At 42.0% G+C, this 12,875-nt stretch carries 10 protein-coding genes; 8 read left to right on the plus strand and 2 right to left on the minus strand.

Annotated elements, in window-relative coordinates; genetic code table 11:
- The first annotated feature begins 118 nt into the window (after nucleotides 1-118).
- The 8 genes from fucP to L1267_RS09100 all read left to right on the plus strand — a co-directional run bounded on the left by fucP (nucleotide 119) and on the right by L1267_RS09100 (nucleotide 9,779).
- Nucleotides 119-1,408, plus strand: coding sequence for an L-fucose:H+ symporter permease (gene fucP, locus L1267_RS09065; RefSeq protein WP_235382620.1), 1,290 nt, complete (start codon nucleotides 119-121; stop codon nucleotides 1,406-1,408).
- A gap of 80 nt (nucleotides 1,409-1,488) precedes the next feature.
- Nucleotides 1,489-1,839, plus strand: coding sequence for a hypothetical protein (locus L1267_RS09070; RefSeq protein ID WP_135926302.1), 351 nt, complete (start codon nucleotides 1,489-1,491; stop codon nucleotides 1,837-1,839).
- The gene (locus tag L1267_RS09075; RefSeq protein ID WP_135925735.1) at nucleotides 1,839-2,219 is read left to right on the plus strand and encodes a hypothetical protein; all 381 of its coding nucleotides are present in this window, start codon (nucleotides 1,839-1,841) and stop codon (nucleotides 2,217-2,219) included. Before L1267_RS09070 ends, L1267_RS09075 begins: the two co-directional genes overlap by 1 nt.
- 84 nt (nucleotides 2,220-2,303) lie before the next feature.
- The gene (locus tag L1267_RS09080) at nucleotides 2,304-3,059 is read left to right on the plus strand and encodes a substrate-binding periplasmic protein (RefSeq protein WP_138556599.1); all 756 of its coding nucleotides are present in this window, start codon (nucleotides 2,304-2,306) and stop codon (nucleotides 3,057-3,059) included.
- Between the two features lie 3 nt (nucleotides 3,060-3,062).
- Nucleotides 3,063-5,279, plus strand: coding sequence for a tetratricopeptide repeat protein (locus tag L1267_RS09085; RefSeq protein WP_235382621.1), 2,217 nt, complete (start codon nucleotides 3,063-3,065; stop codon nucleotides 5,277-5,279).
- A gap of 145 nt (nucleotides 5,280-5,424) precedes the next feature.
- Nucleotides 5,425-7,308: an acetate--CoA ligase gene (locus tag L1267_RS09090; RefSeq protein ID WP_235382622.1), complete on the plus strand. Its 1,884-nt coding sequence runs from the start codon at nucleotides 5,425-5,427 to the stop codon at nucleotides 7,306-7,308.
- Nucleotides 7,309-7,413: 105 nt separating this feature from the next.
- Nucleotides 7,414-9,081: an asparagine synthase-related protein gene (locus L1267_RS09095; protein WP_235382623.1), complete on the plus strand. Its 1,668-nt coding sequence runs from the start codon at nucleotides 7,414-7,416 to the stop codon at nucleotides 9,079-9,081.
- Nucleotides 9,082-9,209: 128 nt separating this feature from the next.
- Nucleotides 9,210-9,779, plus strand: coding sequence for a DUF2799 domain-containing protein (locus tag L1267_RS09100; protein WP_135925740.1), 570 nt, complete (start codon nucleotides 9,210-9,212; stop codon nucleotides 9,777-9,779).
- Here the strand turns inward: L1267_RS09100 and L1267_RS09105 are convergent.
- Nucleotides 9,765-11,447, minus strand: a complete 1,683-nt coding sequence (locus L1267_RS09105) for a sensor domain-containing diguanylate cyclase (RefSeq protein WP_199526803.1) — start codon at nucleotides 11,445-11,447, stop codon at nucleotides 9,765-9,767. The two genes, L1267_RS09100 and L1267_RS09105, sit on opposite strands and share 15 nt — an antisense overlap.
- A 110-nt stretch (nucleotides 11,448-11,557) precedes the next feature.
- Nucleotides 11,558-12,874, minus strand: a complete 1,317-nt coding sequence (locus tag L1267_RS09110; protein WP_235382624.1) for a DASH family cryptochrome — start codon at nucleotides 12,872-12,874, stop codon at nucleotides 11,558-11,560.
- Nucleotide 12,875: the final 1 nt, after the last annotated feature.

Genomic DNA, 12,875 nt, shown 5'->3' on the forward strand with positions numbered 1-12,875 from the left:
TAGACCTGTTTGGAGTACTATCTACCAGTCAAAATAATAAATCAACTAGGTTGATTTATTATTTGTAGTCGTGAATACTGTCGGCCACAACAATATGAACACATTAATCTGGTGAACTATGCAAACACAGTCCGCTATTGTATCGCGCCAAATGCTATGGCCTTTTATTCTGCTTACAATTTGCTTTGCTGCTTGGGGTACTGCGGCGAATATGACAGACCCATTAGTGAAAGTTTTTAGCAAAACATTTTCGATGAGTGCCTTGCAATCAGCATTGGTGCAGTTTAGTTATTATGGCGCTTATTTTTGCCTAGCTTTACCGGCGGCAATGATCAATAGACGGTTTAATTATAAAACGGGGCTGTTAGTAGGTTTAGCCATGGCCGCCTGTGGTGCTTTATTGTTTTACCCTGCTAGCCAAACCATGCTCTATAGTCACTTTTTATTGGCCTTGTTTATACTTGCAGGTGGTTTATCTATTTTAGAGACCTCTGCAAATCCCTATGTCATGCAGTTAGGATGCGAGCAAACAGCAACCCGCAGACTTAACCTGGCACAAGCTTTCAACCCCGTTGGGACTAATATTGGTGTGTTTTTAGCGGCGACGTTGATTTTACCGAACTTAAATCAAGCTGATAGCGCAAGCCGTGCCCTGATGAGTGAAGCGCAACTAAAAGCCGTTGTTAGTGCAGAACTCGATGCTGTGATGGTGCCGTATGTGGGTATGGCCTGTTGTTTAATCTTACTATGGCTATGTATCTTCTTTAGCCGCTCTCCTGCAACAGAAACAAAAGTAACAGCGCAGCCATGCAAACTTAAAAAGACCTTTCAACATTTGTATCAAAACAAGCATTATCGATTTGGTGTACTGGCACAATTTTTTAATGTTGGCGCTCAAACCTGTGTATGGACCTACACCATTGGCTACACCATGGAAGCACTTAACACCACAGAGGTGACTGGTGGCCAAGTATTACAATATTCGATGTTGGTATTTTTAGTATCTCGCTTCATTATGACATGGCTCATGCGCTTTATAAGCGGCGTTAAATTACTGCGTTTTATGGCTTTAGTTGCAGCTGTACTTTGTTTTATTGTTGCAACGCAAGTTAATTTAATGGGCGTAGTCGCACTTGTTGCTATTTCGAGCTGTCTATCTTTGATGTTTCCAACCATTTACGGCACAGCACTTGAAGGTCTGGGTGAAGATGCAAAAGTTGGTGCAGCAGGCTTAGTAATGGCTATTTTAGGAGGCGCATTTTTACCGCTGATCCAAGCCGCAACCATAGATGCCTTTAACACTGCGGTTTCGTTTGTTGTACCACTTGTTTGCTTTTTAATTGTTGCTTTGTATGGTCACCATACCAAAGTAGCAGCAATACCCGCCAAAGCGCAGTTGCAGGACTAAACGCATCAATGAGATAATGCACCTCGTTTACCTACTTAAGCGAGGTGTATCGTCAATTAATGGCGCATATTACATTTTTCATGGTCAAGTTTTTGGCCTTTTCTGTTGGCTGTTTTGCCTGCTTTTTACTTCATGACCAAGCTAATGTTGCCCTTGTTTTATCTGCCGCAGTTACTGGGTTAGTTGGCACATTCATTCCTTTTCCTGCTCGTTTTGGTAATCACCCTTATGCAGCCATATACGCAGGCAGCTTTGCTGGCATGTGCTCATCAAGTTTAATCAACAGCTACTGGGAACTGAGCTTTATCTCTTTAATTGGTGCCTGCCTTTACGTATTAACTATGAATCTATTTGCAGGTTTTGGTGGTCGTCTTGGTAGCGTTGCTTTTGCCAGTGTAGCGCTTTATATGCTGGCAAAAGGGGTCTTTTAATGGATTTATTTATTGCTATTACCGCTTTATTAGGTGCCTACTCAACGTACTTTTTAGCGCATCATAATCGCTTTGATGGCATCCGTGCATCAGCGGCTACCAGCATTATTGCATTTAGTGTCTTGAGCCTTTTATCTGTTGATGTGGAGCTCTACAGCGTGGCTTTCTTTGGCGGGACTTTCATTGGCATGAGCGCACCAAAGCGCTTTGGTATCTTCACGTTAGCCATTTCTTCGTTACTATTTGCAATGTTGTTTGAATACTTGGTGCCACGTTTGCATGGCTACGGCGGCGCACTTGGCGTAAGCGCATTTTTATCTGTATGTGTTTGTCATATAGGTATTTTACTGGGTGCTCCTCGCAGTAAAAAAAGTAACTAAATCTTACGCAGCAGCTAAAAACCTATACCTTTTCACTAATATTAATTAATATGTTAATAACTTGTTTAAGGATAAAGGGTCTTTATGCTGCTCCGCTCATTTCTGATTGCTACCCTGCTTTGTTTCATCAGTTGTGCGACGGCTGCGAAAACACTGACCTTTCTTGCCGAAGATTTACCACCGTACCATTTTAAAAATCAGCAAGGCGAAGCTGATGGTGCGCTTGTTGAAGTAGTAAAAACAGCTCTGGCACGCGCAAACATCTCCGGCGAATTCAGAATTATGCCAATGGCACGGGCTTTCTATGAGCTTGAAAACAATCCAAACATGTTAATGATTTCGTTACTAAAAAATCCAGCTCGTGAAAGCCGGTTTAAGTGGTTAGCACAAACCTATTTTTCAGATGCTTATTTAGTGGATCTATCGAGTAAAAGCCACAAAATATTTAGCTTAAAGCAAGCCCAGCAGTACCGTGTAGCGACTATTCGAGGCTATTCAAGTGAACATTATTTGAAGCAAGCGGGATTTAATGAAGATAAAAACTTGGTGCTAGTCAGTCATTATCATCAACTTTGGCAATTGCTTGAAAAAGAGCGCATCGACTTTGTGCTTACCAACACTCTAACCTTGCAAAACGAACTGGCATTATCTGGAGTTGACCCTAGTGACATTCATAAAAGCCTGCACTTAGACGACTTTCCTTCAGGCCTTTACCTCGCTGCAAACCTTAATATAGACAAACAACTCGCTATACAATTAACTGATGCAGTTAAAGCTTTGAAGCAAAGCGGTCAATACCAAGCAATTTTACAAAAATGGCAGTTGCCTTTACCCAAATAAAAAATGAAAAATACTCCATTATTTTACAAAAGCTTAGCTTTGGCTTGCGCCCTTAGCTGCCTATCGTTAAGCGCCTTTGCAATAACTCCTGAACAGGCTCAAGAAAAACTAAACGAAGCACAATTGCTACGTAACAGTGATCCAAGCCAAGCAACGGATATATTTGAGCAGTTAACTAACGATACAACCCTCATCAATCAGCCACAGATCATTCAAGAAGCGCTCGAATCGTTGGCGTTTATGAATGTAAGCAATGGCGATTATGACCAAGCACTGAGCTATGCAGAGCAACTACTAGATTACGGACAAACACAGAACAATCAGGCTGTAACGGTACGAGCAATGCTTATTCAGGGTTACGCACAAGGTAGAAAAAGTAACTTTCTAACAGCAGAGCAGCACTACCGAGATGCATTATCCATTGCCAAACAGATACAAGATTCTATGCTGATTGCCCAGTCCTATGAGCGATTAGCAGCCATTTTACGCTGGCAAGATAAATACATAGCCGCCCTAAATGAGGCACAAAAATCTGTTAATATCTTACATGAGTTTGATGATGAAAAATCGTATGCATCGGCATTACTAAACTTAGGAATAATCGAAGCCATTATTGGCGATCACAATGCGGCGCTTGCAAGTTTAACTCAATCATTTTCTTTGCATCAAAAGCTTGATGACAAAAAAGGCATAGCCGATTCGCTTTACGAAATTGGCGAAGTTTACCGCCGTATGGGCGACAGTGCTCAATCGTTAAAGCACTTTAAAATGTCTCACGTGTTGGATTTAGAAATTGGCTCTAAAGTCGATATTGGTAATAGTGCCATGAAAGTTGGCTATGCTGCACTTAAACAAGGTGAACTTGCTACAGCCACCGATTACGCTGAGAAGTCGATTAGCTATTATCAACAATCATCTTCAAACACAGGGCTATGTCGCTCGTATAATTTAATGGCGTTAATTGCTTTAAAACAAGGCAACATTAGTGAAGCGCAAGCATATATTGATCGCGCTTTAGCAATCGCTACTGACTATAATTTTCGATCACACTTAGTGTCTTTAGGGATCACCCAAACACGTATTTATCAAGCCCTTGATGATCACGCTGAAGCAATTAAAACCGCAGAGCAGGCTTTAAAACAGGCTGATGAGCTGCAAGATGTTGAAGATCAAATCAGCTTAAATAAACTACTCACTGACTCTTACCTTGCATTACAACTGTATAAACAAGCATTTGAATCGCAAAGTCGCTATCAAACCCTTGAAGATAATACCGGTAAAAATCAGCACGACTTAACCGTGGCCGCAATGCAAAGCCAAGTGGCTTTTATGCGAAATCAGCAAGAAATCAATCAATTGAGTGCTGATAAGCAAATTCAAGCCGCCCAACTAAGCGAAAGTGAATGGCAATTTAAAGCGTGGTTATTGGGCTTAAGCTGCGTGATTTTACTGATATCAGGCTTTGGCTACCGCTCATTTAAAAAGCGTAAACTTGCCAGCGAACGAGCACAGCTACTCCAAGAAGTTGTTGATAAAAAGAACCGCTTACTAGCCGATGTATCTCATGAAATTCGCACGCCACTCACAGCACTACAATTGCAAGTTGAAGCATTGCAATACAATATCGCCAAAGACGTTGATGCCTCTTACGATGCAATTAATCGAAAACTTACCGATATCAATATACTGATCCGTGATATCCATCAACTAGCACAAGCAGATTCAGATAGCCTGTACCTTAACTTAAAACCCTATTTACTTGCTGATGTATTATCCGTTTGGCAGCAAGACTTTGCTGCTTTTGTAGAAAACAAAGGCTTTGAATTTACCAGTAACATTCGCGTTGCTGCTGATATCAAGGTGACATGGGATATCGATAAAATTAAGCAAGTACTGACTAACCTTTTATCAAACAGTACTTTTTATACTGATAAACCCGGCAAAATTAAATTTGTAGCGACAGCCTCAGAGCAGAGCATTTCTTTTAGCATTGAAGATACCCCACCCGGCGTTACCAATAATCAGTTAGTTGAAATATTCGAACGCTTATACCGCGTTGATAAGTCGCGCAGCCGTCAAACGGGGGGCTCAGGCCTTGGACTGGCGATTTGTAAAAGCCTGATTGAAACACACAAAGGCACTATAAAAGCTGAGCACAGTGAGTTAGGTGGCGTTAAGATCCTCATTTGCTTACCGCTTATTAGTGAACAACAGGTTTAGTATCACAACTCCCTGAAATCGCCCCTAAACCGGGCGGTTTCATTACATCTAGCCCAATTAATGCCGACCAAGGTCGCATATTATTTAATCAAAAAAACACCTACATTTTTTAGGGTCTCTCACTAAAAAGTATAGGAGCCTCACAATGGCGGGCGAATATCAACAACAATATCAACAGTTCCAGCGCGATCCCGGTCAGTTCTGGCTTGAGCAAAGTAAACGAATTCCTTGGTTTAAAGAGCCAAGTGCTCCTTATCAATATGACGATAATGATTTTTACCATTGGTTTGCCGATGGTCAGCTAAACACTTGTTACCTAGCCCTCGACCAACATGTCGAAGCAGGCTTTGGCGACCAAACTGCACTGATTTACGACTCCCCTGTTACCAATACCAAACAACAATACACTTATGGGGAGTTACAAACTCAGGTAGCTAAATTTGCAGGTCTCATGCAATCCCTTGGCGTAAGCAAAGGTGACCGCGTAGTCATTTATATGCCAATGATCCCACAAGCGGTTATTGGTATGCTGGCGTGTGCGCGCCTCGGTGCCATTCACTCCGTTGTATTTGGTGGTTTTGCACCGCACGAACTCGCGGTGCGTATTGATGATGCAAAGCCTAAGCTTGTGCTTACTGCGTCTTGCGGGGTCGAAATCAATCATGTAATTGAATATAAGCCACTGCTTGATGAAGCACTCGACAACGCCAAGCATGCTGTTGAACACTGTATTGTATTTCAGCGTGAACAAGCCATCGCCGAGATGCAAGATGGCCGAGACATCGATTGGCAATCAGCCTCTGAGGCAGCAAGTGCAGTCGCTGCAGTACCTGTTGCAGGTGACGACCCGCTTTATATTCTTTACACATCAGGCACTACAGGAACTCCTAAAGGGGTGGTTCGAGAAAACGGGGGGCACGCAGTTGCAATGCATTACAGCATGGAAACCGTGTATGGCATGAAACCCGGTGAGGTATTTTGGGCAGCTTCTGATATTGGCTGGGTAGTTGGTCACTCGTACATTGTATATGCGCCGCTCATTTATCGCTGTGCCACCGTACTTTATGAAGGCAAACCTATTAGAACCCCTGATGCCAGTGCGTTTTGGCGTGTTGTCGAAGATTATAAAGTCAGCGCCTTATTCAGTGCTCCTACTGCGTTTCGCGCAATTAAAAAAGAAGACCCTAACGCTGAGGGCTTTAAACAATACGACACCTCAAGTTTAAAGCGTTTATTTTTGGCCGGCGAGCGCCTCGATCCGCCCACCTATGAGTGGCTAAAAGACAAAACGGGCTTGCCCGTACTCGACCACTGGTGGCAAACAGAAACAGGTTGGGCAATTGCGTGTAACCCAATTGGTATTGAACAACTTGCCACTAAACCGGGCAGCTCTACGGTACCAACACCGGGCTTTGATTTACAAATTCTTGATATGAACGGTGAGCAGTGCGCAGCAAACGAAAGCGGCGCTGTAGTTATAAAGCTTCCCCTACCACCGGGCTGTTTACCTACAATTTGGCAAAACAATGAACGCTTTCAAGCGGGCTATTTAAGCGAGTACCCGGGTTATTATCTCTCTGGTGATGGCGGCTATATTGATGATGATGGTTATCTATTTATTATGGGTCGTACCGACGATGTGATTAACGTGGCGGGGCACCGCTTATCAACCGGTGAGATGGAAGAAATTGTAGCAGCCCACCCTGCTGTTGCTGAATGCGCAGTATTTGGGGTTAATGATGCACTCAAAGGGCAATTACCTATGGCGATGATAGTGCTCAAAGATGATTACCTTGGCGATAGCAAAGAAGTCGAGCAACAGTTAGTTCACTCGGTAAGAAATCAAATTGGCGCCATTGCCTGCTTAAAAAACATTTTGCATGTTGAGCGCTTACCAAAAACCCGCTCAGGGAAAATACTCAGAAAGAACTTACGTCAATTGGTCGATGGTGAAGAACTACAAATTCCATCTACCATTGATGATGCCAGTATATTTGATGAGATCAACCAACAACTTAACAATCGCTGATCAGCTTTTGTAATGTTACCCAAAGGCCTTGTTTAAGGCCTTTATTCGTTTTGGCCTATGGCTTGCAATTTTACTAGTAAGTTAGCAAACGAAAAGGTGGTTAACATGGCTGTTATCGCAGGTTATATCCAATTCAATGAATTAGGCAAAACAGAATTTCATTATATTAATCAAATAGCTGATGTGTTTAATCTCTATAAAAAAGCAGATGTTAAGCGCTTTGATTGTGATAATGGAGCTATTTTTCAATATGATTTTGATGCATACCAACAAGCGAGTTGGTTGCAAACTGAGTCGCAAATTGCAACGCTGATTGGTCATCCCTTACTCAGTAGCTCTCGTAGTGATGATTTAAAGGCCATGGCAAATACAAGCTCGCTCAACACCTGCTTGCAGCAATGTGAAGGAGTATTTAGCTTTTGCCAGTTTAATAGCCAATTAGGCAGCTTAGTCCTTGCCACAGACCCACTTGGCTTAAAACCATTTTACACCTTAAAAACGGCGCAAGGCATACTGTTTTCAACCAACTTGGGGATATTTAAACAGCTAAGTATTGAGCTTGAAAGCGATGCCGAAGCACTCACAGAGCTTGCGGTACTTGGCTACCCGCTTTTAGATCACACGCCTTATAAAAACATTAAATGCTCATACCCAGGCGAAATATTACGTTTTGATGCCAGCCACGGCGTGGTAAAGCAACGTTACTTTGATTGGGTCGCCCTTGCCAAACAAAACCGAGAAGTGACCGATGCAATTGAAGGCGTTACTCAGGCATTTCGCAGTGTTGTCACAAAAGCGATGCACACCGATAGAAAAGTGCTCAGTACCCTGTCGGGCGGCTTAGATTCACGGTTAATTAACTGCGAGCTATTACGCCAAGGGGTTCAGCTAAAGTCGTTTAATTTTTCGCAATCAGATAGCCAAGATCTCTACTGCGCAAAACAATATGCTTCGCAAAATGCCCTTAAACTTGAAGTAGTGCAAGTACGCGACACGCAAAAGCTCTCTGTTGAGCAGCGCCTTGGCAAATACTGGCGCAAAGCACATCACAATGAATATAAAACCGTTTCAAGACCACAAATTAGTTGGTCTGGTAATGGCGGCAGTGTTGGCTTAGGTGCGGTGTTTTATGGCGACGCTATTTACGCTGCGGCAAAAGAAAACAATCTTGATAAACTCATTCAAGCTTATTTAGATCAGCAGTACGCTTATTTGCCAAAGTCAGTGGTTCATAATGCATCTATGCTGCAACAAAAGCTAATTGATAATCTAAAACTTAGTTTTAAACCCTTGGCTGAATTACCACTCGAAAAAGCATTTCAATTGTTTTTGCTACTCAATGATCAGCACCATCATTTGAGCATTCCAAACGAGCAAGTATGCGAGTTTAAAATGGAGTTCTTTCATCCGTTTTATTCGTGGAAAGTACTGCAATATCCTCTAGCTGTCCCAGTTGAATATGTACGTAAGCACCGTTTTTATCAGCGCTGGCTGAAAACCAGTTATCCGCGTGCCATGCTTGCACCATGGCAAGCCTATCCAGGCCATATGCCCTGCCCAATCAAAGTAAACTACCAGTCGCAGTGGCAATTTAACAATAACAACCTGATGCGTTTTGGTGAGCTGTTTAAGCTATGGTACGAGATCATGCGCTTTGACCGTCATCAGCTTATAAAACGCAGTCACTTTACCGCGTTATGTATATTGCAATTAGTACATTTAAAAAATGCACAGCCAAATATTCGCATCGCCCAGCGGTTCTGTCAGTGGTGATGGATACTAATCGGCAATAATACTTAATCATGTGAAGGCATTGTTATGAAATACAAAAACAACTTTCTAAAAAATAATATTTCAGGCTAGAATCAAGTAAGTTATTAATAGTTCAAGCTGAAATTTCAATGAGAAAATGGATCCTTGCCCTGCTTCCTTTAACCGTATTAGCAGGCTGTACCTCGGTAAGTAAAGATGAATGTTTACAAGCCAATTGGCATGGTATTGGTTATAAGCATGGTGCAGATGGCACTGAGTATCGTGATGGCATAGATGCCTTATCACAATGCAGCGAATATGGCGTAAGTGCCAATATTGCTGAATATAAAGTGGGATATGATCAGGGTCTGGCGGTGTATTGTGAGCCCGAAAATGGCTTTACCCTTGGCATGCAAGGCGCATCTTACAATGGCGTTTGTAACAGCACTGCTTTTCGTAAAGCATGGCAAGAAGGTAATGATAGGTACGAAGTACAGCAAAGACTGATATACATTGATGAGCGAATTGACGACATTGACCGCCGCTTAAAAGATATTCGCGCAGAGCTAAATAGCAACCAGCTTGATAATGGCCAGCAAAAAGAGCTTTATCGAGAACGCAAAGATTTAGAAAACGAACGCAAAGATTTACGCAAAGAGCGCGCCTTACTACCGCTTTTAAATAAACTACCTAGCGTCGAAATATCAACCGAGTGGTAATGATTTGTTCTTTAGCTTCATTTTATACATTTGCTCGTCAGCTGAGGCGAGCAACTGTTTGGCATTTTTACCATCCTCTGGAAACATCGCAATACCAAAACTTGCACTAACGGGTAACAATGTTGCGTAACGCTTGGCAACTGCTTCAACCGCTTTTTGACAGCGCTCGGCAATATCCTGACAAACAAAGCGTTTTGCTAAGGTCGGCAGTAGAATAACAAATTCGTCCCCGCCAATACGCGCCAACACATCATTATCTCTTAACTGTAATGAAAGTTGCTCACTGATATCTAACAGTAAATTATCGCCCTTTTCATGGCCAAAAGTATCATTAACAAGTTTGAAGTTATCGAGGTCTATATAGATTAACGAAAAGTGATTATGCTCAACGGGCGCTTGCATTGAAAATGCATTCAATTGAATATCTAAGCCGCGTCGGTTTAGTAATTTAGTTAATGGGTCTTGATTGACTAATTCACTTAATAATTGTCTGTTTGCCACCTCTTGTGAAATATCATCAAATGCGCCAATGTAATGACTTACATTGCCGCTGTCATCATATAAAGCATCAATCGATAATAACTCAGGAAAGACCTCGCCTGATTTACGTTTATTCCACACTTCTCCTTGCCAAGAGCCATCAGCAAGTAATGTCTGCCACATAGATTTAAAAAACTCACAAGGATGACGGCTAGAAGATAAAATGGCAGGGTTTTTTCCTAAAACTTCAGATTTTTTAAATCCCGTTATCTGTTCGAAAGCAGGGTTTACATCAACAATTTTAGGTTCTGAGGTGGTGATTATGATGCCTCTACTGGTTGTCGAAAAAACAGCTGTAAGTAGTTTTATTTGCTCGTTATTTTTAATTTCTTCGCTAACATCTTCTAAGTACCCATTCCACTCAACACTTCCATCTTTATGTGCTACAGGTGAAGACTTGCCTTCAACCCATATTAATCCCTTGGTTGGATGATTAACCCGAAAAACCTCATGCCAATCGTCTAGACTAACGCGTGACCGCACAACACTTTTGTAAATACGTTCATAATCATCTGGATGAACTGTGTCTGTTAAGATACTGGCCGATTGCTTTATTTCTTCAGGTGTACACCCATAAATATCAACCACCTTAGTTGTTGCAAAAGGAAATGATGCATGGCCTTGCTCATCAATTACAAATTGATAAACAAACCCGGGAAGATTGTCAGTAAAGGTTTGTAGCTTAGCGTGCAAAAACTCTATTTCACGTTCTTTGAGCCATTGTTCTGTAATATCAATGTGAACCCCTAGCATCCATTCAGGATTACCTGCTTCATCCCAGCTTTGCACCTTACCTTTATCAAGCACCTTTACCCAGTGCCCTTTTTTATGCTTCATACGAACATCACAAATATAACGCTCAGACTCACCACGAAAGTGAGCATTAAGAAGCTTTTCTGAATTTTCTAAATCATCTGGGTGGGCTAAATTCATCCATGTTTCTATCGATACAGGCTTTAATTCGTCTAAGGTGAAGCCAACGATTTTAGCCCACTTATCATTAAAAATTGTTTCGCCGGTTTGTATATTCCAAAGCCAAATGCCTGCATCACTGCCATCAAGAATTAATTGAGCCACATCTAAACCTAGCTTAGATTTGACCGTCTCATAGCCTTCACTAAATATCATAGTTTTCCTTGCTCGCTAACCCAATGGCACCAATCAAGCCTCTATATTTATATTAGTTAACAAACAATAAAACCTCTAACAGAGTAGGCAAGTATATTGATCTACAACAGCTAAGTGGCTATTGGCCAATCAGCTGCATCGACAACATCAATAAGCTCAGAGACGGTAACATCACCTTGCCATTTGCGAATGAAACGAGCCAAAGGATCATACAGCGCTGTTTGCTTATTAATATGAAAGTGCCGCCCTCCTCTGGGGTCAACACCGACACCCGCAATGTATTGCCAATTCCCCCAATTAGCTGCTACATCATAATCAATGAGCTGTTGCTCGAAATAAGCCGCACCATAGCGCCAATCAAGCTCAAGTTCGTTGACCAAACAACTTGCCGCAATTTGGCGCGAGCGATTAGAAATATAGCCTGTCGCATTAAGCTCATGCATTATTGCGTTCACCAAAGCAAACGGCGTGCGGCCTTGGCACCACGCCTCAAAACGCTGACTATTAAAGGTAGTCAGAGGCGCACTTTGCTTTTGCCCTTTAAAATGGAAAAGTTTTGCACCAGCCTGTACTGCATGCCACTTAAAGTATTCGCGCCACAGTAATTCGAACTTTATCCAATAACTAGACTCATTCGCCCCGTTTTTAAGCTCATATACTTCAACCTCTCTGTACAGCTGTTTTGCGCTAATTGTGCCACCAGCGAGCCATACACTAAACTTGGTACTGTTACTAAAACCATCTAACTCGTTACGCGTTTCTTTATAACTGCTTGGCGCTTTAGACGAAAAGTAAGCATTGCAATGCTGCTGAGCTGCAATTAAACCACCTTTAAAACTGCCTGAGTGAGCAGGAACATCATCTATAGCTTGCTCAGGACATAGCTGAACTGGGTGAGGCAAAAGGCTTACTGCTGGCAAAGGCGCTGCTATAAAGGTTGGCTCAGCTTCTACCTTTTTACGAAAAGCAGTAAAGTTTTTTGGTAGGTTATCAAGTTGAAAAGGTAAGTCACTTGCCTTGAACAAGGTATCTTGCTGATAGGTTTTCACCGTCACATGTGGGTATAATGCTTTGATTTTATTGAGCTGCTTTTGCTCGTAAACACCAACCTGCTCAGTACAAACCAATGTTTCAATTTCATATTTTTGCAATCGCTGACTAATTACTTGCTCAGGCTCACCAGTGATCACATGCAGTGTTTGCCCAAGCTTCTCAACTGCTTGTGCAAATGCCGCGAGACTCTTTCGTAAAAAGTTGAATTTATGCGTACCAAACGATTTCGACTGATAGTTAGTTTGCCTAAACCAGCGTGGTTCAATCACAAACACTAAATCAAGCTCACCATCAAAATCAGCTAACTCAGATAGAATTTCATTGTCGACTAGGCGTAAATCATTTCGCAGCCAATATAAAACACGCTTTTTCATT

Source organism: Pseudoalteromonas sp. OFAV1 (assembly GCF_021532595.1).
Lineage (GTDB): Bacteria > Pseudomonadota > Gammaproteobacteria > Enterobacterales > Alteromonadaceae > Pseudoalteromonas > Pseudoalteromonas lipolytica_C.

Excerpts from the sequence above, each read along its gene's own strand:
- fucP (WP_235382620.1), top strand. The coding sequence starts at position 119 with ATGCAAACACAGTCCGCTATTGTATCGCGCCAAATGCTATGGCCTTTT.
- L1267_RS09095 (WP_235382623.1), top strand. The coding sequence starts at position 7,414 with ATGGCTGTTATCGCAGGTTATATCCAATTCAATGAATTAGGCAAAACA.
- L1267_RS09080 (WP_138556599.1), top strand. The coding sequence starts at position 2,304 with ATGCTGCTCCGCTCATTTCTGATTGCTACCCTGCTTTGTTTCATCAGT.
- L1267_RS09100 (WP_135925740.1), top strand. The coding sequence starts at position 9,210 with ATGAGAAAATGGATCCTTGCCCTGCTTCCTTTAACCGTATTAGCAGGC.
- L1267_RS09075 (WP_135925735.1), top strand. The coding sequence starts at position 1,839 with ATGGATTTATTTATTGCTATTACCGCTTTATTAGGTGCCTACTCAACG.
- L1267_RS09110 (WP_235382624.1), bottom strand. The coding sequence starts at position 12,874 with ATGAAAAAGCGTGTTTTATATTGGCTGCGAAATGATTTACGCCTAGTC.
- L1267_RS09070 (WP_135926302.1), top strand. The coding sequence starts at position 1,489 with ATGGTCAAGTTTTTGGCCTTTTCTGTTGGCTGTTTTGCCTGCTTTTTA.
- L1267_RS09085 (WP_235382621.1), top strand. The coding sequence starts at position 3,063 with ATGAAAAATACTCCATTATTTTACAAAAGCTTAGCTTTGGCTTGCGCC.
- L1267_RS09090 (WP_235382622.1), top strand. The coding sequence starts at position 5,425 with ATGGCGGGCGAATATCAACAACAATATCAACAGTTCCAGCGCGATCCC.
- L1267_RS09105 (WP_199526803.1), bottom strand. The coding sequence starts at position 11,447 with ATGATATTTAGTGAAGGCTATGAGACGGTCAAATCTAAGCTAGGTTTA.